At 53.1% G+C, this 21,935-nt stretch carries 20 protein-coding genes; 6 read left to right on the top strand and 14 right to left on the bottom strand.

Translation table 11 applies throughout. The features are described 5' to 3' along the window. Positions 1 to 42: 42 nt before the first annotated feature. Entirely contained in the window at positions 43 to 1,224 is a 1,182-nt protein-coding gene (locus DTL42_RS02345; RefSeq protein ID WP_114367083.1) for a pyruvate kinase, read from the top strand. 25 nt (positions 1,225 to 1,249) lie between these two features. Here the strand turns inward: DTL42_RS02345 and pstB are convergent, their stop codons facing one another. The 5 genes from pstB to DTL42_RS25945 form a co-directional block, all read right to left on the bottom strand. After that, positions 1,250 to 2,044 (bottom strand): phosphate ABC transporter ATP-binding protein PstB, encoded by a 795-nt coding sequence (gene pstB / locus DTL42_RS02350; protein WP_114367084.1) that lies wholly within the window; start codon positions 2,042 to 2,044, stop codon positions 1,250 to 1,252. A gap of 27 nt (positions 2,045 to 2,071) precedes the next feature. Continuing rightward, positions 2,072 to 2,992 (bottom strand): phosphate ABC transporter permease PstA, encoded by a 921-nt coding sequence (gene pstA, locus DTL42_RS02355; protein WP_114367085.1) that lies wholly within the window; start codon positions 2,990 to 2,992, stop codon positions 2,072 to 2,074. Next, positions 2,992 to 4,023 (bottom strand): phosphate ABC transporter permease subunit PstC, encoded by a 1,032-nt coding sequence (pstC, locus tag DTL42_RS02360; protein ID WP_114367968.1) that lies wholly within the window; start codon positions 4,021 to 4,023, stop codon positions 2,992 to 2,994. The genes pstA and pstC overlap by 1 nt, the downstream gene beginning before the upstream one ends. A gap of 72 nt (positions 4,024 to 4,095) precedes the next feature. After that, entirely contained in the window at positions 4,096 to 5,130 is a 1,035-nt protein-coding gene (gene pstS, locus DTL42_RS02365; RefSeq protein ID WP_114367086.1) for a phosphate ABC transporter substrate-binding protein PstS, read from the bottom strand. Positions 5,131 to 5,533: 403 nt separating this feature from the next. Further along, the gene (locus DTL42_RS25945; RefSeq protein ID WP_147274136.1) at positions 5,534 to 5,758 is read right to left on the bottom strand and encodes a hypothetical protein; all 225 of its coding nucleotides are present in this window, start codon (positions 5,756 to 5,758) and stop codon (positions 5,534 to 5,536) included. On the opposite strand from DTL42_RS25945, the gene DTL42_RS27060 reads away from it, so the two are divergent. Continuing rightward, the gene (locus DTL42_RS27060) at positions 5,757 to 6,098 is read left to right on the top strand and encodes a hypothetical protein (RefSeq protein ID WP_425305511.1); all 342 of its coding nucleotides are present in this window, start codon (positions 5,757 to 5,759) and stop codon (positions 6,096 to 6,098) included. The genes DTL42_RS25945 and DTL42_RS27060 overlap by 2 nt on opposite strands. A 33-nt stretch (positions 6,099 to 6,131) precedes the next feature. Continuing rightward, positions 6,132 to 6,581 carry a hypothetical protein gene (locus DTL42_RS02375; protein WP_114367088.1) on the top strand — a complete coding sequence of 150 codons (450 nt, stop codon included), beginning with the start codon at positions 6,132 to 6,134 and terminating at the stop codon, positions 6,579 to 6,581. Between the two features lie 73 nt (positions 6,582 to 6,654). Here DTL42_RS02375 and DTL42_RS02380 read toward each other — a convergent pair whose 3' ends face one another. Beyond that, complete coding sequence (locus tag DTL42_RS02380; protein WP_114367089.1) at positions 6,655 to 6,864, bottom strand: hypothetical protein; 210 nt, start codon at positions 6,862 to 6,864, stop codon at positions 6,655 to 6,657. 238 nt (positions 6,865 to 7,102) lie between these two features. On the opposite strand from DTL42_RS02380, the gene DTL42_RS02385 reads away from it, so the two are divergent. Then, positions 7,103 to 7,615, top strand: a complete 513-nt coding sequence (locus tag DTL42_RS02385; protein ID WP_114367090.1) for a general stress protein — start codon at positions 7,103 to 7,105, stop codon at positions 7,613 to 7,615. A 103-nt stretch (positions 7,616 to 7,718) separates the two neighbouring features. Here the strand turns inward: DTL42_RS02385 and odhB are convergent, their stop codons facing one another. Together odhB and DTL42_RS02395 are read right to left on the bottom strand one after the other, a co-directional pair. Further along, on the bottom strand, positions 7,719 to 8,939 hold the full coding sequence (gene odhB, locus DTL42_RS02390; protein WP_114367091.1) for a 2-oxoglutarate dehydrogenase complex dihydrolipoyllysine-residue succinyltransferase: 1,221 nt from the start codon (positions 8,937 to 8,939) through the stop codon (positions 7,719 to 7,721). 18 nt (positions 8,940 to 8,957) lie between these two features. Then, positions 8,958 to 11,837, bottom strand: a complete 2,880-nt coding sequence (locus DTL42_RS02395) for a 2-oxoglutarate dehydrogenase E1 component (RefSeq protein WP_234824044.1) — start codon at positions 11,835 to 11,837, stop codon at positions 8,958 to 8,960. Positions 11,838 to 12,735: 898 nt separating this feature from the next. On the opposite strand from DTL42_RS02395, the gene DTL42_RS02405 reads away from it, so the two are divergent. Next, positions 12,736 to 13,779, top strand: coding sequence for a LacI family DNA-binding transcriptional regulator (locus tag DTL42_RS02405; protein WP_114367093.1), 1,044 nt, complete (start codon positions 12,736 to 12,738; stop codon positions 13,777 to 13,779). A 41-nt stretch (positions 13,780 to 13,820) separates the two neighbouring features. Here DTL42_RS02405 and DTL42_RS02410 read toward each other — a convergent pair whose 3' ends face one another. Together DTL42_RS02410 and DTL42_RS02415 are read right to left on the bottom strand one after the other, a co-directional pair. Further along, complete coding sequence (locus DTL42_RS02410) at positions 13,821 to 14,240, bottom strand: GNAT family N-acetyltransferase (protein WP_114367094.1); 420 nt, start codon at positions 14,238 to 14,240, stop codon at positions 13,821 to 13,823. 75 nt (positions 14,241 to 14,315) lie between these two features. Continuing rightward, positions 14,316 to 14,522 carry a hypothetical protein gene (locus DTL42_RS02415; protein ID WP_114367095.1) on the bottom strand — a complete coding sequence of 69 codons (207 nt, stop codon included), beginning with the start codon at positions 14,520 to 14,522 and terminating at the stop codon, positions 14,316 to 14,318. 715 nt (positions 14,523 to 15,237) lie between these two features. Here DTL42_RS02415 and DTL42_RS02425 point away from each other — a divergent pair. Continuing rightward, positions 15,238 to 15,951, top strand: coding sequence for a class I SAM-dependent methyltransferase (locus DTL42_RS02425; RefSeq protein ID WP_114367097.1), 714 nt, complete (start codon positions 15,238 to 15,240; stop codon positions 15,949 to 15,951). A 9-nt stretch (positions 15,952 to 15,960) separates the two neighbouring features. On the opposite strand, the gene DTL42_RS02430 is transcribed toward DTL42_RS02425, so the two are convergent. The 4 genes from DTL42_RS02430 to DTL42_RS02445 all read right to left on the bottom strand — a co-directional run bounded on the left by DTL42_RS02430 (position 15,961) and on the right by DTL42_RS02445 (position 21,913). Further along, complete coding sequence (locus DTL42_RS02430) at positions 15,961 to 16,932, bottom strand: sterol desaturase family protein (RefSeq protein ID WP_158545199.1); 972 nt, start codon at positions 16,930 to 16,932, stop codon at positions 15,961 to 15,963. A gap of 164 nt (positions 16,933 to 17,096) precedes the next feature. Continuing rightward, positions 17,097 to 19,007, bottom strand: a complete 1,911-nt coding sequence (locus tag DTL42_RS02435) for a potassium transporter Kup (RefSeq protein ID WP_114367099.1) — start codon at positions 19,005 to 19,007, stop codon at positions 17,097 to 17,099. A 173-nt stretch (positions 19,008 to 19,180) separates the two neighbouring features. Further along, a complete protein-coding gene (locus tag DTL42_RS02440) occupies positions 19,181 to 20,821 on the bottom strand; it encodes an FAD-dependent oxidoreductase (RefSeq protein WP_114367100.1) in 1,641 nt (546 codons plus the stop codon). A gap of 75 nt (positions 20,822 to 20,896) precedes the next feature. Then, positions 20,897 to 21,913: a DsrE family protein gene (locus tag DTL42_RS02445; RefSeq protein WP_114367101.1), complete on the bottom strand. Its 1,017-nt coding sequence runs from the start codon at positions 21,911 to 21,913 to the stop codon at positions 20,897 to 20,899. Positions 21,914 to 21,935 lie beyond the last annotated feature (22 nt).

Here is a 21,935-nt window from a genome sequence, read left to right on the forward strand (position 1 = left end):
TCATGTTACGATGAGGCTTTCACCAAGGAGGAAGAAAGTTACGTGGTTGAACCATTTCCCACCCCAGGTTTTGCCGTAACCGGCATGTTGAAGCGTACCAAAGTCGCCGCCACCATCGGTCCGAGTTGCAGCGAGACCGATACGCTCGAGAACGTGGTGCGCGCTGGGGCGGATGCCTGTTTGCTTGATCTGACCCAGGGTAAACGTACGGACTGGCAAGCAAGTTACGATGTCGTCCGCGAAGTGGAAGGGTTAGCCAAACAGCCGGTAGCAATTTTGGCCCGCATTAACAGTGCAGATGGCCAGTTCTCGCTTGCCAATGCAATCAGCTCTGGCGTGATTGCCTGGCTCGCTCAACAAGAGATCGAGTACGTCACCACGTCGGTCGCCGAAGGATCGCGGTCGATTCAACAAGTGCGCGAAGCACTCGACCACGCAGGCAGCAAGGCCGCCATCTTGGCCCGGCTCGATCATGGCAGCAACTACCGCGACATCGACAGCATCATTCAATCGTCCGATGGGGTGATTGTAACTTCGACCGGGCTATCGGAACTTGAAAAATGGTCGATCCCGGTCATGCAGAAAATGGTAGCCCGGCAGTGCCAGATTGGGGCCAAGCCGTGCGTGGTGCAGCGAGGTGTTTTAAGCTCGATGCAGCATGCCCTGGAACCGACCGATGGCGAAGTCTTTGATATCGCGAACATTGTCTTCGATCATGCCGACGCAATTCTCCTCGGGGATGAAACAGCGACCGGCAATCATCCGACCGAAGCGGTGGAAGTTGTTTCCAAGACGGTAATCGCGACGGAAAGCCTGATGGAAATCACCGACCGCCCGATCAAGGTTGGCTTTGGACAACCCCCGAACACCGCAGCGCTGGCGTACTCGATTCGGCATATCTTGAAAATGCAAGAGATTGCTGCGGTTGGGGTTTATTCTCATACGACTTCCACCGCCGGCGTGATCGCCAAGAACTGGATCGACTGTCCTATTCTGGCTTTATCAGATGTGCCTGAGACGGTCCGCAAGATGGGCATCTACCACGGTGTGGTGTCTCGGCAAATGAAAGCGCCGTCGAACACGGCTGAGATGCTTTCTTCCACAACTTCGATCGCCAAACAGATCGGGCTGGTAGCCCCAGGCGACCGGATGATTGTTGTTTCCGAACTTCCGCTGCACACGGGAGAAAACGCCAACGCGTTCGTTATCGAAACGATTCGATAACGATTACTGGCTGGCGAGAATCGAACTAGCTGAACTCGCCGCGGATGTATTGCCGCGTGTACTCTTGCTTGGGCTGCTCGAACAGTTCCTTGGTCTCGTTATGCTCGACCAAGTAACCGGTCCGCCCACCTTGGGTCGTATCGACGTACAGGAACGCCGTCTTGTCCGCCACACGCTGAGCTTGCTGCATGTTGTGCGTGACGATGGCGATGGTGTACTTCTTCTTGAGCTCTTTCATGAGCTCTTCGATCTTACGCGTAGCGATCGGATCGAGAGCCGAGCAAGGCTCGTCCATCAACAACACTTCTGGTTCAACCGCAATTGCCCGGGCAATGCACAAACGCTGCTGCTGACCACCTGAAAGCGACAAGCCGCTTTGCTTCAGCTTGTCTTTGACTTCGTCCCACAGGGCAGCGCCCCGTAAGGCTCGTTCGACAACTTCGTCGTAGTTGCCCCGATAGCCGTTGATGCGTAGCCCGTAGGTGATGTTCTTATAGATACTCATCGCGAACGGGTTTGGTTGCTGAAACACCATGCCAATGTGGCGGCGAACGGCAACCGGGTCGATTGTTGGGCTGTAGATGTTCTGCCCACGGAACTGAACGTGCCCCTCGAAGCGAAAGCCTCGAATCAGGTCGTTCATGCGATTCAAGCAGCGAAGAACGGTGCTTTTACCGCAACCGGAAGGACCAATAAAAGCGGTAATTTCACCCTGTTGAATCGGGATGCGTGTGTCTCGTACGGCCTTGAAATTGCCGTAATAGAGCTCTTTCACATCGCAGTCGATAACAGTCTTACCGGCTTCGTCGTTGGCAATCATGCTTTGCTAAAGCCTTATGCAATGCTTCTAACGTGTGGGCCCGCCCCGCGAGAGGCTTTTACCAATCAAGTTCGTCACTAAAACCCCCAGCACTAAAACCAGAGAAGCGGACCAAGCCATTTCCTTCTGGTTATCTATGGGAGAGCTGGAGAAGTTGTAAATCAAAACTGCCATCGACGCCGTCGCGTCGTTGAGTTGTAAACCGTTAAATTCGCTGTACAGCCAGTAATTGCTGAACAAGGCGGTAAACAACAAGGGAGCCGTCTCTCCGGCAGCGCGAGCCACTGATAGCATAACGCCCGTTAGGATCCCCGGCAATGCAGTAGGCAGCGTCACATGCCACAAGGTCTGGGTTTGGGTTGCCCCCATTCCGATGGATGCCTCCTTCATTTTGCGAGGCACCATCCGAATGGCCTCCTCCGCCGTCAGCATGACCACAGGAAGCATCAAAATGGAAAGAGCTACTCCCCCGGCATAAGCCGAGAAACCGCCTGTAACGAGCACCACGGCCCCATAAGTAAAGACCCCCGCCAAGATCGAGGGGAACCCACTTAAAACTTTTGCACAAAACCGCACTACTTTTGCTATCTTGCTGGTAGGGCCCAATTCGGACAAAAAGATTGCGGACATGATTCCAAAGGGGACACTAATCAACCCGGCGATGCCCACCATGACGATCGTACCGATCAAGGCATTTCCAAAGCCCCCCCCATCCTCGGAAACCGTCGGAGGGAGTGCGGTGAAGTTTTCCCAGGTCAGCTTGGATGCTCCTCGATAGAAAAGCATAAAGATCACCGAGATCAACGGTACCAAGGCCATGAACGTCATAATCGTCACGGTACCGCTAAGAAGAATGCTTAGCAGGGCGCGGGGTTTTCTTAGCGATCGTTCTAAACGGCTAATATCGACTTCAGGAAGCTGAGGGGGTTGGTTCGGTGAGGTGGCCATCAGTTCAATCCTTTCAGGCCTGCCGTAGCCCGTTGCAGGATCAACGCTCCGATAACGTTCACGCCCAGCGTAATCGCCATCAGAACCAACCCGGCGTACATTAGCACGCCGACTTTCATCTCGTCGCTGCCAGCCTCTTGAAAGTTATTCGCCAGCAAAGCAGCCAAGGTATTCGCAGGGGAAAATAGCGAAACTTTGATGGTGTTCACATTTCCTACCAGCATGGCCAGGGCCATTGTTTCTCCGAGGGCTCGCCCGAAAGCCAGAACCACCCCGCCGAAGATGCCACCAGAAGCCGTAGGTAAAATCACCGAGAGAATCGTTTCCCAGCGAGTCGCCCCGAGCCCGTACGATGCTTCGCGCAGTTTCGGGGGGACAGCGACTAAGGCATCTCGGCTGATCGCCGAAATCGTGGGCAGGATCATAATGGCCAAGACAAACGAGGCTGGCAGCATCCCAGTGCCTTCAAAGCGAGTTCCAAACAGAGGAAACCAGCCCATGTTCTCGTACAGCCAATTGCACGAATCTCGCATCAAGGGAATGACGACAAAGATCCCCCACAATCCGTAAACCACGCTCGGAATTGCAGCGAGCAACTCAACCAGGTTTTTCAGGGCCGTTTCCGCAGCGGCAGGCATTTTTCCCCAGAAGCGGTGAAATTGAACACCGAACAGCTTTAACACCTGAAAAACAAAGTTGCCGAGATACCCTTCGCTAAGGAAGACAGCAACCGAAACGCCAAACAAAGAACCGATCAGCAGGGCTAACGTAGAACTATATAGTGTGCCCCAGATCTCGGGCAAAATCCCAAACTCTTTGGTATTGGGATCCCAGGTTTGGCTGGTCAGAAAGCCAAACCCATACTCTTGAATCGCCGGGCCAGCCTTCCAAGTAATCTCGAAGACGATGTAACACATCACGGCGATGGTCAGCCAGGCAAACGCCAAACAGGTGTAGCGAAATACCAAATCGGTGACGATCTCTCGTAGTGTCGGAGGCCTCGAGATCGGCGACTTCTTGTATTGATCCATGATATAGCGCCAAAGCACCCAATTGGGCACCAGGCCTGGTGCTTGATTTCACCAAGCCCGGCACAGGCTGTGCTATTTACCTACCGTGATATTGTCGAGAGCCGCCGAGACTTTTTCGACCACCGTTTCCGGCAGCGGAATGTATCCCAGCGATTCGCTCGATTTCTGGCCTTCAGTCAGGCAGTATTGAATGAGCTCTTTGAACACCTTCAATTTTTCTTCGCTTTCGTACTTCTTGTAAGCGATGATCCAGGTGTAAGTGACAATCGGGTACGATTCCTTGCCTTCTGGATCAGGCAGCCAGGCAATCAAGTCGGCTGGCATTTCCACACCCGCCAAGGCCGCTTGGGCGGAAGCAATCGATGGCTTGATGAACTCGCCAGACTTGTTTTCCAGCGTAACCATCGCCAACTTGGCTTTCATGGCATAGCCAAATTCAACATAGCCAATCGAGCCCGGGTTTTGGGCCAACGAAGTCGTCACCCCTTCGTTCCCCTTTGACTTAGTCCCGACAGGCCAGTTGGGGGCTTTGTTGGTGCCAGGGCTCTCGGCAAATTCTTTGCTAATCGTGCTTAGATGCTGCGTGAAGACGTACGTGGTTCCACTCGAATCGGAACGCACAACCACGTTGATATCGAGGTCAGGCAGATTTACCCCTTCGTTGGTGGCGGCAATCTTAGGATCGTTCCACTTCTCGATCTTACCGAGGAAGATATCAACGTAAGCCTCTCGCGAGAGCTTTAGCTGGTCGACCCCATCCAGGTTATAGGCCAGCACGATGGCACCGGCAGTCATGGGCAGAAGTTGAACGCCCCGTTCCACCTTGGCCATTTCGTCTTCTTTCATGGCCGCATCGCTGGCACCGAAATCGACCGTGCCGTCGATGACTGAGGAGACACCAGTACCGCTGCCCACCGATTGATAGTCGATTTGAACGCCCTTGTGGGACTTCGAGAATTCTTTGAACCAGGAGGTATAAAGCGGAGCAGGGAAACTAGCGCCTGCACCTTGCAGTTTGGTGCCAGAACCACTACCGCAACCGGTCGTCGCTACGATAACCGCCGCGAGCGCGACATAGGTGCCTAGCTTGAAGAGAGTGTTTTTCATAACTCGTTCAATTCCCTACGATATTTGTAAGCAAGAGGTGGTGTTCAGGTCGCATCATCTTCGTTACCCCACAGAAAAACCCCCTCTAATGAGAAGATCAGCCTGTCGGTAAAACATGCTCTAAACTCTGGGAATCGGCACCAAGTGCTGGCAGATCCCCCAAGCTGGCAGCATGATGGCCGCTTAGTCACAAAATCTACGGGGAAGAGGGATCGTCCACAACCCAATAGCGCCTACTCGCAGGGAATCTTAACAATTGTCTTTACAAACCATGTCTCTTTAGAAGCGGTTTGTTGCTGCCAAGCGATTTAACAGCCTTTTTTGCGGGAGATACGGCCCATTCAAGGTGGAATCAGAGTGGTCAAACAGGCCGTAAGCAGTTCACCTCCCCCATTCAGGTCCATCAAAGTGGGGGTTTGGTAAAGCTTTGCCAGAACGGCAATCCGCCTTTAAGAACCAAATTCTTTATCCTGCAAGCAAAATTCACGCTGCGAACGCCGGTGGCGAAAACCTTTTTCTGTTTTCGTTGCCTTCTCGGCATACGTGTTGCGTCTTCGTTGGTTTGGAATTGAACACCAAACCAAACAGAAGGAGCCTCGCTGATGTGGGCACGGGTGACAGAGATCATGCTTGGCTGCTGGTTATTAGGTAGCCCCTTTATTTTCCGGGGTGCCGACCGGGGCGATATGCCTGCGATTGGGGATTTCGTTATCGGATTGCTAGTTATCGGGTTTGCCTCGCTTTCGTTCCGGCAATGGCCTCGATTTTCCCACGTTGGCACTTTATTGCTCTCCGCCGTCATGATCTTTGGGCCAGGCATTGCGCTGACGCCACACGTTCCACCAGCAGGCGAAAACATCATGATGACGGGGCTATTACTTCTGCTGCTTTCAATCGTCCCCAATCAAACTTCCGCCGCCTCACACGTTTGGTCCTCTCGATTGAAGGCCCCACGTTTCAAGAGTTAGAAATTCGACTTAATACAGAGAAGGAGCCTGGCCATGGCTTACGAACAAGTAAGAACAATCATCCACGATCTATCACGAAAGCACTTGGCTGCCAGCGAAGCATGTCGGGGAAAACAGGGCATCGTGGAACCCTCTCCGCGTACGAAGATGCTGTTAGACCACTACGAAGCGTTTGAAGCGAATGCCTTCCTACAGCTGGAACAAGATTACGAATCGACTCCGATCGAGATCTTAGAAGCCTGGATTCAGTATGTGCCGATGGAACCGATCGACGAGGCGTTAAAGAAACTGGAAAACGCCGATGGCGAAGAAAAACCGCACTTGCTGCTTGAGTTTCATCAAACGGTAACGCAACTGCTAGAAACGATTTCCGATCAGGTTTCCAGCGAGAAGATCCGAGACTTCTTCCGAAGTTTGACCGAAATGGAAGATTCATTCTCGCGCCAATGCTCGGTCGCGCAGTCGCGAGAAGATGAAATCTAAGCGTTTACGATTCCCGGCAACGTAAACAAAGAGAGCCGCCCAAAGGCGGCTCTTAATTATTTGGGCGGGGCGATTAAGCCGCGTTCTTTTGGAAAAAACCTGATAGATCCATTGTGTTCAACAACAAACTGATTTGCTTCATGTCTGCAAGCGCCTTGCGACACTCACGATCTTGGTCAGACCAACCTTGGCGAATGGCCTTGCAAGCGGCGGAGATATCTCGGCGAGAGATCGAAGTTTCTGAAACTTGAACCGGGGCTTCTGGGCATGCGATCGAGCTCATGGTAACTCCATTTTATCTCGGTGATGATGGTTGCGTTTGTTGCTCGATCGTGTTCGCAACTGATATGCCAATTCGCCAGGGATTTCTTTTTTCCAGTGCTATATTTTCGTAATTTGGTCTCTTGGTTCAACCCTTTGCAGCCGTAAGGCACGGTGGTTGCAGCGGTTAGGAATATCCAAGAGACTTCTTGTCGCTCGGATCGCAACTTCGATAGAATGGATGAAAAAGGAGCAATGTTATGTCTCGTCAGTGTGTTGTGGCCGTTTACGAATCAGTGGAAGCCGCCCGAAAAGCGGTGCATACCCTCGACGAGAGCAAGTTTCCGTCGGATCAGGTTTCGTTGGTGGCAAATAGTGTCCACCAAGATCTAAAATCAACCACTCCGATCCAATATGGGGACGAAGCTGGCCACGATGCCGCGTTTGGTGCTGGGGTCGGCGGGCTGTTAGGTTTCTTCGCCGCCGCTCCACTGCTCACCATTCCGGGGATTGGCCTATTGCTGATTGCCGGTCCTGTTTCTGCTGGACTCGCAGGGGCGATTGTGGGGGGCTTTCTCGGGGCCCTCAACGGCTGGGGGGTTCACGAGAACCACGTCAAAGACTACGAAGAAGAAGTCAAAAAAGGGGCCTGTATCGTTGTGGCCAATGGCGATCCTTACGAAGTCGATTACGCCAAGCAGATCCTGGATAAGACCGAAGCGAAAAAAGTATCGCTCTACGCGCATGAGAGTGCCGACGAAGTGAATCCTTAGTTATGCCCGGCACTGCTGGTCAGATTCCTCCTTATGCGCAAACAAAGAGCCAAGCCACTTTGAGGCTTGGCTCTTTTTGAGTTTGTTTTCCGAAACCTACTGATTAGGCCTCGATCAGCATACGCGATGGTTCTTCGATCGCTTCTTTCACACGACGGAGGAACGTAACGGCTTCCCGTCCATCGACAATTCGATGATCGTAAGTCAACGCCAGGTACATCATCGGGCGAATCACAACCTGGCCGTTCAAGGCAATCGGTCGTTCTTCGATCGCATGCATTCCCAACACACCACTTTGCGGCGGGTTGACGATCGGTGTCGAGAGCATCGAACCATACACACCGCCGTTGCTGACGGTGAATGTACCGCCGGAAAGCTCTTCCGGCTTTAGTTGGTTGCTCTTGGCCCGACCAGCGAATTCCTGAATCGCTTGTTCGATCTCGGCAAAGCTCATCCGTTCGGCGAACTTCAGCACCGGCACGACCAAGCCCTTACCGGAACCGACCGCGATACCAATGTGGAAGTAATTGCGATAGACGATATTCGTTCCATCGCGAATTTCAGCGTTCAGCTCGGGATGGGCCTTCAGGGCGTCGATCAATGCCTTGGTAAAGAAGGACATGAAACCGAGTTTCACGCCGTATCGCTTCTGGAACGACTCGCCGTGACGTTTACGCAGGTCCATGACATACGACATGTCGACCTGATTAAACGTGGTGAGCAAAGCAGCTTGCTGCTGAGCTTGAACCAGTCGCTGGGCAATGCGCCGGCGAATCAGGCTCATCGGGATGACTTCTTCCAGTTCCGATTCGTTCTTGCTAGAGGAGCCAGCGCCCGTCTTGCGATTAGCGATCGATTCGACGTACTTTTCGACGTCTTCACGACGAACCGTCTTGCCCGAAGGAGAGACGTCAGAGGCGTTTAGGCCATGCTTGAGCAGTTCGCGGCGGCCCGAGGGGGTCGCTTGCACGTCACCCGAAGAGGCATTGCCGTCGCTTTTCGCTTCGGTTGTTTTGGCGGCTGCTTTGGGCTCTTCAGCTTTTTTCGCTGCCTTGGTGCTCTTGGTGGCAGCTTTCGCTTTGCCGCCTCCTTCTTCAAACAAGGCAATGACTTCTCCAACCGCAACAATCTCGCCTTCTTGCTTCAAGATTTTATGCAAGGTGCAGTTCGCCGGAGCGGCCAAGTCCATGGAGGCTTTATCTGTCTCCAGTTCCACCACGTCCTCGTCTTCTTGGACGTTATCCCCTTCGCTCTTCAGCCACTTCAGGATTTGCACTTCCTGAATAGACTCGCCAGACTCTGGGACTTTCAATTCGATGGTCATCTTCCGCAGCTGTCCTTTCTAGGTGTTGAAGGCTCGTTCGAGTAGTTGTTGCTGCTCGTACTCGTGAGCCGCTTTGGATCCGGTTGCCGGGCTGGAAGATGTCTCCCGGGCGATAACTGAAAGCGGGAATCGCTCGAACATTCGATGCCCGTAACGTAATTTCCAATAGGGCCAGACACCCATATTGTCAGGTTCTTCCTGGACCCAGTACAAGGGGACGCCGTCTTGATACTGGTCCAGAACCGCTTGCACGGTGTGGTTCTTTAGTGGGTAAGGCTGTTCAACCCGAATAATCGCTACATCGTTGCGTTGATGTTCGTCGCGATAGTGAGCCAAATCGTAGTAAACCTTACCGCTACACATGATCACCCGCGAAGTCTGTTCCGGGTTTTCGCGAGTATCGTGAATGATTCGCTCGAACTTGTTGTTCGCGAGTTCTTCCAAAGTGGAAACCGCCGCCGGATGGCGAAGCAAGCTTTTCGGCGTGAACAGAATCAGCGGCTTCTTCCAAGTTCGCTTCATCTGACGACGCAGAATGTGGAAATATTGCGCTGGGGTCGTGGGAATAGCGACTTGAATGTTGTCTTCCGCCGCCAGCCACAAGAAGCGTTCCAAGCGAGCACTGGAGTGCTCAGGCCCTTGCCCTTCGTAGCCATGGGGCAACATCAAAACGAGCCCACTCAACCGGCGCCATTTGTCTTCGGCACTGGCCATGAACTGATCGATGATCACCTGAGCGGCGTTGCTGAAGTCACCAAACTGAGCCTCCCAAGCAACCAAAGCATTGGGATAGTCGAGACTATAGCCGTAATCAAATCCCAACACGCCCGCTTCGCTCAAGGGGCTGTTGACGATCTCGACGGGGGCCTGCTTCTGAGACAGACTCGTAAAGATGCTATGTTCGTGCCCGTCGTTAATATCGTGCAGCACGGAATGACGCTGGTTGAACGTACCACGTTGGCTGTCCTGACCAGAAAGCCGAATGCGGTGCCCTTCCATCGAAAGGGTCGCAAAAGCCAGAGCTTCGGCAGCGGCCCAGTCTAGCGAACGATGACCGTCCGCCATCTCGCAGCGTTGATCGGCGATCCGGGTTAGCTTACGGTTGCGATGAAAATCTTCCGGCACCGTCGCCAACATCCGTAAGATCTCGGCCGAACGATCGATCGGAATCCGAGTTTCAGGACATTCGTCCGCTGGATCGTGTTGGGGGTCTTCGTTGGTTGGCTCCAAACCGCCAGCGAATTCTTCCCAAACGCCTTCCGGACGACGGAGCGAACGTTCCTTCATCTCTTGGGCGATATCGTATTCCTTCTTGAGGAATTCCTGATACTCGTCCGACATCGCGTTCGCTTCTTCGCTGGAAATCCGCCCTTGCTCGACCAAGCGATTCAAGTAGCTGTCGCGAATCGGCATCTGCTTGTCGATTGCCTTGTACATCATCGGCTGGGTGAAGCTCGGCTCGTCTGCTTCGTTATGCCCCAGACGACGATAGCAAACCAAGTCGATAATCACGTCGCGTTGGAACGTCTCGCGGAAGTCCATCGCCATCGAAACCACGTCGGCCACCGCTTCAGGGTCGTCGCCGTTCACGTGGAAAACCGGAATTTGCAGCATGCGAGCAATGTCGGTGCAATACCGCGTGCTGCGAGAATCGTCGTAAGAAGTGGTAAAGCCGATCTGGTTGTTCACAATAATGTGAACCGTTCCACCGACTTTATATCCTTCCAACTGGCTCAGGTTCAGCGTCTCTTGCACGACGCCTTCCCCGATAAACGCCGCATCGCCATGGATCAACACAGCCATGCCCCGGCGTCGCTGGACGTCGCCGGTCCGGTCTTGCTTGGCACGCAAACGGCCTAAAGCAACCGGGTTGATGAATTCCAAGTGGCTTGGGTTGAAGCACAACGAAAGGTGAACCTCGTTACCCGAGGTAGTCATCTTGTCGACGCTGTTACCGAGGTGATACTTCACGTCGCCACCACCAATGAACTGATGGAAGTCGACGTCATTAAATTGGGCGAACAGTTCGCGAGCAGGCTGTCCGATGATGTTGGTCAACACGTTCAACCGGCCACGGTGAGGCATGCCGAGCACGACTTCCCGCACATGATGGCTGGCCGCCCGGTCGATCAGCAGATCGAGCATGGCAATCAGCATCTCAGATCCGAACAACGAGAACGTCTTGGCCCCGACGTACTTTTTTCGCACGAATTCTTCAAAGACGGTCGCTTCGGTCAAACGTTGCAGGATCTGACGTTGGACCGAGTTGGGCAGTTCCTTGATATGGGACTGGTGCTCGATCCGATCGATAAGCCACTGCTGCACTTCGATTTCGTCGATGTGCGTAAACTGGTAGCCGATATGTTTGCAGTACAGATCGTCGAGCCGTTTGATTAGGTCTTCGAGAATGATCTGTTCGATCTTTTCGCCACTGCTGTAATAAACCTGCTGATCCAGGTCGGAGCGAGACAGGCCGAATGCTTCCAGCGAAAGATTGGTCTGTTTCTTGTTCTTAATCTTGAGGGGATCGAGCTTCGCGTTGTAATGCCCTCGGGTGCGATAGCCGTTGACCAGCTGGTCGGACGCGTACTGCACTTTTTGCAGCTTGACGTTTCCGACAGTTCCGCCCCCCGATGAAGCAGGTCCAGCAGATCCCCCCGATTCACCGAAAATGCTACGTGGCTGAAACGAGGGTGGGCGGGAGCCGAGTTCTGCGGCAGAAACTCCATTTTCCTCCGCCTCTCGATCGAAGAACGCCCGCCAGTTCTCGGGAACTGCGTTTCGGTCGTCGAGGTATTTTTGCAACAACCGCTCAACGTACGTGGCATTGTAACATGCCAGGTCGATATCTTCCGCCGGAGCGGCTGGCGCGGACCTTGGGGTGCTATCTGAGATCATTTTCTACGTGATGCCTCTAATACTTAATAGCTTAAGCGATTTTCCCAGGGGAAGTCAGGGATGGAAGGGACATGCAAGCCCAGCAAGGAACAGATTTCCGAGAATGGAGGAAGCGTTCGCGATGCGCCGACAATCGGTCTGTTCCTGCCGAAAGTGGGATGTGCGATAACCTGCTCGGAAGGAGCTGCGAGGTCCTGCCAGAAACTGCCATGGAGGGATTCATCTTTGGGTACCCCGCATCCTTACTCGGGGAGCCTGACCACTGATTGATGAAAACGTGGGACCTACTTTAGTTTCGAGATTGCAGAAACCATCAATTAAGAATTCTTCCGCAATAAAAACGCATTAGCGTACAACGTGCCAACCTAATCGTCTATTTCAAAACTACCGGTTCGAACGATTTTGCTCAAAAAGCTAAGTTCAATGATAAAAAGTGATACGATACCGGCACTTGGTTCTGGTGTTGGCTGGCCAAGTAAGTTGCCCCGTTTTCTGGCTGTGCCCAAGCACCACATGCCCGGGAAAAGCCTTGAGGGCAATTCTAGCCAGAGAGTGGAATAGTCAATCGTTACTTAAGAAGGGTAACCAAGCGGATTCCACTGGCGGTGTGCCTCGCCATGTTCGGCCAAGTTAAGCTTAGCAATAAGCCCTCAATCGATTGTTGGGAACATCGCATGAAATTCCGGAATAAAGCTCTGCGGATCTACGTCGGTGTCGCTCTTGGGCCGGCAACCACTTTCGCTTTTCTCCCCTGCCCTAAAGGGATGAAGAACTTTTTTGTGTTATTTCCTTGCCGAGCGAGTTAAATCCGGATAATAATACCAAATATCGCGGGATAGTACCGGCAGATACTGCATTATTTTTATATCACGCGTCAGTATAACAAGCAATTATTGCCATGACAAAAAAAACTGGACGAACAGCCGTTCGCATGAAAGATGTCGCCGATGTCGCCGGCGTTTCTCGCATGGCTGCTTCTGCCGTCTTGATGGGAACAGGCAACGGTCGTATCCGTGTTTCAGAGGAAACAGCCGAGGCCATTCGCAAAGCTGCCTCTGATTTGGGGTATCGTCCCAACATTGCAGCCCAACAGCTTGCCGGCAAGCGAAGCAACGTGGTTGCCTTAGTGGTTCGAGATACGCGGAACTTCCTCACCCAGAAAGTAACCGCCGAGTTGCAGCGTGAAGCCGAAGAGCATGGCCTGCGGCTTTTATCGGTGGGTTCCTATCCCAAACTGGATGGGTTCAATCGCTCTATGCAAGACCTCGACGCCGGCTGGGTCGATGGGGTGATCTATCTGGCCTACGAAAACGAAGAGCAATGGAGCGAAGTTGGTCGCCAGTTTCAAACGCGGAAACGCGTTCTGACGGTACTAAACGATCCCGGTATCCCGGGCACGGGGCATGTCAGCAGCGACGTGACAACTGGGGCAGCAGAAACGATCGAACACCTGATTTCAACCGGTCGCAAGCAAATTTGCCTGATTACGGAAGAAAGTGACACCATTGCGATCCAGCGGCGCATTGAGGTGTATCGTCAGGAATTGGCCAAACATGGTATCGACTTTGGCAACGACAAGATCGTGGTCGATACCAAAGGGTGGCTTGTCAACGATCCCACGACCTTCCCTAAGTTTGACAAGATCTGCCGATATTTTTTGGAAGAGATCAAGGCGGACGCGATCATCTGCGATACCGATTTCAACGCTGTGGCGATCTGCCGTTCGCTTCGTCGCTTGAATATTGCGATTGGCGAGCAAGTTGCCGTGGTGGGCTGGGGAGATCTGCAGTTTTCTTCGCTGCTAGACCCGCCGCTGACTACCGTCGAGCATGATTTGCCAGGCATTCTGAAAGCAGCGATCAACGCGATTCAATCTGATACGCCGGAAGAAACGACAGAGATACTCGTTCCCACGCGACTCCGGATTCGTAACACTTCTTGAGCGTTAATTTGCCACGGCATTGGACACTTGGTTCGCTCCGATTATTTTTCCAATAAGAAGTAGGGCCCATCCTGACTGGTGCTGGTTTCAATTAGCTTCCAGCCTCGCCCTTGATAGAAAGAAACGGCTTGCCGATTGGCGGCCACGCACTTCAAACGCCAGGGCCGAGGAAGCCAATCTTCGAGCGAGTCAAGCAACATGCTCCCAACCCCCTTTCGTTGGTGGTTGGGGACAACGTAAAGCGTATGCACAAAACTCTCGGGCTCCCAAACGCTTATCAGCCCGGCAATCTCCCCAGATCTGGTTTCGGCCACGAAAACTTGCTCTCCTTGCGAGACAGCCGCGAAATCGGTTGCCTGCTTGGAAGACTCGGGCAGCCAATCCGCTTCGACGATAAATTGTCGAAACAGTTCCTGCAACTTAGGCGCATCCGAGTTGTTGGCGAGACGGATTGAAATCATACCAAGCCAGACGTTGTTGCATTGACAAGGTTCGCCCTGCCGAGGGCCGTTTTCACGCAAGTCGTTCGACCACTATCAATGGGCGTGCATCTTGGCGGCTGCCGCACCAGGTGCATGCGGGGTTGCCGGGTGATGCATGTGCACAGTTGTACGATCCCCAAATTGATGGGGCAGCAGCTCCTGATTTCCAGAGCGATCGGTCGCGATCGCTTCTAACTTAGCGTCTACCTTCTCAGGCAGTTCGTCGTCTCCCATTTCAATCGCTGGGCCATGCCCTCCCATTGGGAAGAATATCTCATGGGCGTGCATTTGGCGGAACAAGATGTTGTCGTACTGGTGCAAATCGACAATAGAACGCCAGATGCCGGCCCCATCATTGAGAATGTAAAGCCCAAACTGGCTTTACGCCTCATCCCTACCGTTGTCGCTGATATAAAACCGTGGTTTCCCTGTGACGAAATACGATGCTGTCGATTCATTCTAAGAGGCATTCAAGACAACGCGACTTCCCATGGATGGGATGAAATTTCTTGAGAGGATTCGAGGCTGGCTGGCTTACTGCGGAATCTTGAACGCTGCAGAAATTCTATTCCCCAACCCACTCGGCGTGCTGAAACCATCAACCCTATGCATTTTAGATACCAGTTTCAGAGACAGTCTTTTCAGCCTGCGTGATCTAGGGCTTAAAAAAGACACAAAGAGAATTGAATCCCCTGAAAACAGCCCGCAAAGAAACAGACTTGTACCTTCCAGCAAATACTACGCTTTATCGGGCCCTCTTTGGGAGGCATCGTTCGCCAGCATGTCTATGTCGCTCCATTCGACATAGACTGCGAATCTTTCGACACGACCCCGGTTGTGTGAAGCTTCTCACTGATGCCGGTGTTGGATCCTTTAAAACATTCTTTCGTGGGCCGCGACCGAATTGACTTGCGTTGTTGCGCCCCCTATCGTTGATCTTCTTAAAACTTTGGCTGTCCTCGTTAGGAATCCCACCATGCGTCTTTTTGCTTCCGCCATCCTTTTTGTTGTCGCCGCACTTTCTGCCCCGGCTTTTGCTCAAGAAACAGCGGCTCCCAGTTCGCCGCAAAGCGTTAAACCAGGCATCAACGATAAATTTCTCGATCCTGATTTGAAGGTGGAAGAATGGGTCCAACGTTTTGAAGTCGAAAGCCGCGAGATCTTCCATGCCCGTGACGAGATCGTGAAGCAGTTGAAACTTAAACCGGGTGATCGCATCGCCGATATCGGCACAGGCACCGGTCTCTTCGTTGAACCGTTTGCGAAAGCGGTCGGCAAAGAGGGTTGGGTTTACGCGATTGATATCGCTCCGAAATTTGTCGAGCGGGTTGGCAAGCTGGCCAAAGAGCTGCACTTAGACAATGTCACCCCGGTTGTCGGTGGCGAGGACGACATTCGTTTGGCACCGCAGTCGATTGACGTCGCTTTTATCTGCGATGTCTACCACCACTTTGAATACCCGCAAGCTTCTTTGGCCTCAATTCACAAGGCCTTAGTTCCTGGCGGGCAGTTGGTCGTGATCGACTTCAACCGTATTCCCGGCAAGTCGCGTGATTGGACCCTCAGTCACGTCCGTGCCGGGAAAGAGGTCTTCCGCCAAGAGATCGAAGATGCCGGTTTCGAGTTCGTGGAAGAAGTCAAACTCTCGGAGTTTCAGGAAAACTACTTCCTCCGCTTCACCCGAAAATAATCTTGCCGGTTAGTCGTCGTGCGTGTCGGTCATTGCTTTGTCCTCGCGCGAGGTGACACGCTCGAACTCCGCCTGATATTCGGGATGGTTTGTTTTGAACAACAAATCCCAGTAGTTGAAATAGAGCCCAAAGTTGTAGTTGACGCAGCGATGGTGCATATTGTGGTGAACCCCGGTGTTGTGCCAATAGAAGGGCCAATACCGCAGAAAATTACGAGGGAACAACTCGAACCCCAGATGCCCAAACACGTTCATGCCGGTCATGTACAGCATCCAAATCACGATCATGATGGGATGGAGCGGCATGAACAGGCCAACGATTGGCAAAATGATTGCCTGTACGAAGGCCTCGACCGGATGAAAGGCAAACGCAGCCCAAGGCGTTGGGTTGTGGCTTTGGTGATGAATGCGGTGCACCTTGGCGTATAGATACTTGGTATGCAATAGCCGATGCGTCCAATAGAACCAGGCATCGTGGACCAAAATCATCGTCACTACCGAAAACCAAAAGAAGGGCTGAGCCGTGGGAATGCCGTCGTAGTAGAAGTGAATCACTCCGGCCAGTTCGCCCAAGTAGACTAAGACCCCCACCATCGCAAAGATTGCCAGGGAAGCCAGGCTGTACGTTACTTCCCGACGAATGTCCGCCCAACTAGCTAAAGACTTCTGAATTTGGGCGAACCAGCCCGTGCGACGCAGCACGACATAGAAAGCTAAAAAAGTCCCGCCAGCGAACAGAAGATAGCGGATCAAGTTCGTGACATAGACCACGCCAAAGATCGCCGGGCCTCGCTTGACAATCATCAACTGCAAATCAAGCACCCAATCTACGGCAGCTACCAGGCCACAAATCGCGACGATTCCCGCAAACCACGGCAAAATCGTTTGCAGAAAGGGAACGATGAGCCCTCGCTTCCCTTTTTTAGCTCGCGGAGCAGCGGTTGTTGCTTCTGGCTGAATGGGGGAAGTTACCTCGCTCATCCTATTTCCTCCGTATTCCATGCTAGGGACATCGTTCCTAGTGGTACCTTTCGACTGCCAACCAGGTTTCACCAAATATTCATTTGTTGGCGATCACCTTCAGCAAGATAAAGGCGCCAGCGATTTCTGGCCAGAGGAAAGTTCTTCTGGCCATCACACCGCCACTACAATTCGATCTGACCGCCGACCTCCACCACTTGGCCAGGCGGAAGATGAAAATAGTCGGTCGCCCGCTGCGAGTTTCTGGTCATCAAAGCAAATAAGCGTTCGCGCCAGATGCCGATGCCAGGGCGATCGGTCGCCAGCAAATCTTCTCGCCCGACGAAGTAGCTAACATCGAGCCGCGAGAAATCCAAACGATCATCATGGATCGTCAGCAGCGCCAAAGGAATGTTGGGGGTGTCCATAAAGCCATAGGTCAAGCATATACGGTACACGCCGTCCCCAATTTCTTCGATCTCACTGCGATGGGCAACCCGCACGTGTGGCTTGTCGGCGGTGGTCACCGTCAGCAAGACGACCGTTTCGTGCAGAACTTTATTGTGGACCACATTATGCCGCAAAGCGGGAGGTGTTCCCCACGGATTCCCCGTTAAAAAGATGGCCATACCGGGAACACGAATCGGAGTAGCATCCATCAACTCAGCCAGGAACTTTTTGATGGGGATGCTGTTTTCATTCATGCGATCCTCTAGCAAACGGCGGCCGGCCATCCAGGTCGACATCAGCACATAAGTCACCCCTGCCACAACCAGCGGAAACCAACCACCGTGGGTGATCTTCGGCAAGTTTGCTCCCAGGAACGAAAGATCGACCAAGAGAAACAGCCCTGAGACTAGCAAAGCCAACGGTAGCGACCAATTCCAGCGTTGGCGAACCAGAAAGAAAAACAGGATCGACGTAATCACCATCGTGATGGTTATCGCCACACCATACGCGGCAGCAAGGTTACTTGATGTCTGAAAACCTAAGACCAGGCCAATGCAAGCCAGCATCAACACCCAATTCACGGCCGGAAGATAAACCTGGCCTGCTTGTTCGTGGGATGTATGACGAATAGTTAAACGGGGACAAAGTCCAAACTGCATCGCTTGCAGAGTTAAAGAAAACGCTCCGGTTATCACCGCCTGAGAAGCGATCACAGTGGCAGCGGCCGCCAAGATCACTAACGGATAAAGCGCCCAACTTGGAGCCATGCGGTAGAACGGATTGATAACGTCGGCGGGATGCTCAAGCAGCAACGCTCCTTGGCCAAAATAGTTCAACAGTAGCGAAGGTAGCACAAGCGAGTACCAGCCCAGCCGAATCGGGAGTGTGCCGAAGTGCCCGATATCGGCATACAGTGCCTCGCCACCGGTCACCACCAAAAACACGGTTCCGAGGGCCAGGAAACCGCCAAAGCCGTTACCCAACAGAAAACGCATCCCGTGCATCGGATTCAAGGCTTGAAGCACTTCCGGAGTTTGAACAATATGCGCAATCCCTAACCCGGCCAAGGTGCCGAACCAAACCAACATGATCGGTCCAAAAATTAAGCCTACCCCGGCCGTCCCACGTGATTGAAAGAAGAACAGCCCGACCAAGATTCCAATCGTGATCACTTGTATATAGGGCTTGAAGGCGGGCGTCGCGACCTCGATCCCTTCGATTGCGCTAAGCACTGAGATCGAAGGGGTAATCATGCCGTCTGCGTACAACAACGCGGCCCCTAACAGTCCCATCGCCAGGATGAGCCCGTTCCCCTTCCCATCGGTCCGCTTGAGCGAAGTTACCAGGGAAGTTAACGCCAGGATCCCCCCTTCCCCGTCGTTGTCCGCTTGTAGGATGAAGATCAGATACTTGATCGAGATGATCAAGATTAACGCCCAGAAGACAAGAGATAACAGCCCCAGAATATTGGCAGTCGAAACATCCAACCCATGCTGTGCGTGAAAGCATTCCCGCAGGGCATAAAGTGGGCTGGTCCCGATATCGCCATAGACGACCCCTAAAGCGATCAGCGACAAAATGGCTGGCTGTTTAACATCTTCTAAGCGGTCGTTGCCTGGGGGGTTTTTCGGCGAGTCGGCCACCATCTTGGTTCGCTTTCCTGGCGTTATGGTTACGGCCAGCCTTAGTCTTACAAGGCAAGCCGCCCGATTCTCTCACGCAAAACGCCGTGAGACAAGAAGTGTTTCCCCACCAGCTTGGTTCGCAGAAAAACAAAAGAGCGAACCAAGCATGCCGCAAACGGTGGTTTAGAAGGCGATTAGAGGTTACCGTTTTCAATTGCCCACAACCGATAGCCTCCACTGACATTGGCAGCATTGTAATCGTTTTGCAGCAAGATCCGGGTGGCCAGATAGCCACGTTGGCCGACTTGGCAATAGGCGGCGATCTTTCGATCGCGCGGGAGCTCGGCCAAGCGTTCGCGAAGCTGTTCGACCGGAATGTTCGTTGCCCCAGGGATATGTCCTTTGGCGAACTCCCCTTCCGTACGAACATCGAGGACAAACAAGTCCTTGTCTTGGGCCAGAGTCTCGGTGTAGACAATCGGCTGATCGCCACGCAACACGCCGGAGGCAATAAAGCCAGCCATGTTAACCGGATCCTTGGCGTGTCCGTACTGCGGAGCGTAGCACAATTCGGCCTCTTCCAAATCGAAGACGGTCAGATTGGCTTGGATGGCCATGGCGATCACATCAATTCGCTTGTCGATGCCGTCGGTACCTACCGCTTCCGCCCCCAAAATCTTTCCGGTATCAGGCGCAAACAACAACTTCATCAGCATTTGCTGAGCACCAGGATAGTATCCCGCATGATCGGTTGGGTGCAGATAGACCTTTTGATAGCTGATCTTCTTCGCCCGCAAGACCTTTTCACTTAGCCCGGTCATCGCTGCTGTTTTGCCAAATACGCCCACGACGGCGGTTCCCTGCGTGCCACGATATTGGGAATCGCGTCCGAAGATGTGATCGGCAGCAATGCGTCCCTGGCGGTTGGCAGGCCCTGCCAAAGGAATTTGCGTCGGGTCGCCGGTCACGGCACAAACGGTTTCGACCACGTCCCCTACGGCGTAGATATCTGGGTCGTTGGTTTGCATGTGACTGCTGGTCAGGATGCCTCCCCGTGCTCCACATTCGATGCCAGCCTCGGTGGCCAGTTTGCTATCGGGACGAACGCCAATGCAAACGACGCCGAAATCGGCTTCGACGACTTCGCCATCGCTGAGTGTGACATGCAATCCGTTTTCATCGGAATCGAACTTTGTGGCCGAACTTCCCAACCGCAGTTCGACTCCGTCTGCCTGAACATGCTTTTCCAGCGGTAAGACCATTTCGTGGTCCCAGGGGGGCAGAATTTGCTCGGCTAGTTCGACCAGCGTAACTTTCAGGCCGCGACGAACGAGGTTTTCGGCGACTTCAATGCCAATAAACCCAGCTCCCACAATCACAGCCCGCTTCGCGTCCGAAGTCGCCAGCTTGCGCATTCGGTCGGCATCATTTAAATCTCGCAGAGCAACAATCCGATCGCTGTTGATGCCTGGAATGGGAGGGCGAAAGGGAGATGCCCCGGTGGCGATGATGAGCTTGTCGTACGACTCGACATACTGCTCGCCGGTTTCCAGATTTTTCACGGTTACCGCTTTGGCGTCCCGATCAATCTTGGTCGCTTCGGCACGCACACGCACGTCGAGACGATGTCGCTCTTTGAGCATCTTGATGGGGGCAACCAACAGGCTATCCCGCTTCTCAATCTCTCCACCGACATAGTAGGGTAAGCCACAATTGGCGAACGAAGGATAGTCCCCTTTTTCCAGCACGACAATCTCGGCATCTTCGCCCAGCCGCCGTGCCCTTGCAGCCGCAGAAGCCCCGCCGGCAACGCCACCAATGATCACGATCTTCATGATGTTCCCCCTTATTTCATCCTGATTGGTCACACTCACACGGTGCAATTCAAAGTTGAATCAGCAATCCACTCTTTATTTCGCCAGCGGGACATAAGCGAAACCGTCCGCTTGCAAATTGACACTTGTCGTAAAAGCCGAGACTGCCGTGTCCACAAATACTACGACATCCTCTGGGCTTTTTCCTTTAGCCCTTAATGTTTGCCCGCAAACAAACATCGCAACCCCAGCATGGTGCAAATCACGAAGCAATTCTAAATTCGGATTGCTATCGGTTTTGAATTCAGACTGGTAAGCGGCTTCGTTCAGCACAGCCAATGTGGCCCCGCCATGAAACACCAGCGCGATCTCCGCATCGACTTTTTCTTTGCCGGCGCCAGCGTAGATATTAACATAGCGTGCGACCTTCTCGATTGCGGGATTTAACTTATCGGGCTCACTCGCTGCGGTAATATCGATCAGAATCTTAGTATTCGGACGTGGCTGTTGAGGAGCCTCAGGCAGTTGATAAACGCCCCCATGCCCTTGAATGGCAGGATAAATAACCTCGGTTTTCACCGCGACATCTTTGCCTGGAACCGGATGGTTCTTCATCGCCTCTTGAAAGCCGTGCTCCACGAATTTGGAAACAACCATCGCGTGGGCCTGGAGTAGCTTAGCCACGTACGGATCGTCGGAAGTCTCGGTCACCTGAACCCCCTTGTCCGTTTTCACAACGTTCATCTTGATCTTATCGGTATGACGGAAGAGTTCGTTGAACAAAGGGTCACGGCGCCGGATGGGGTTCGTCTTTTCGATTCGAACCTCCATCCAATGCACGTGCTCTTGGATCTTCGCTGCGACCTCTGGGTCGTCCGACTCGGTCAATGTTTCGACCCCGTTGGGTAAGTCTTTCACCGTCCGCTCGATCTTCGTGTGGTTCTCTAGGAGATAGTGAAACACTTCCATGTCAGCTGCCTGGCGAGAATCTGGGCCAGGCCCTTGACCTCTGCCTGGGCCACCTCCGCGTCCTCCTCGGAAGCCTTGCGCTTCCACAGAAGAAGACCAACCGACCGAACCTATCACGATTGCAGCGATCAATAGCCGAAACATTGTCCTAGCCCTTTCTTGATGA

Origin of the sequence: Bremerella cremea, assembly GCF_003335505.1 — a bacterium.
Lineage (GTDB): Bacteria > Planctomycetota > Planctomycetia > Pirellulales > Pirellulaceae > Bremerella > Bremerella cremea_A.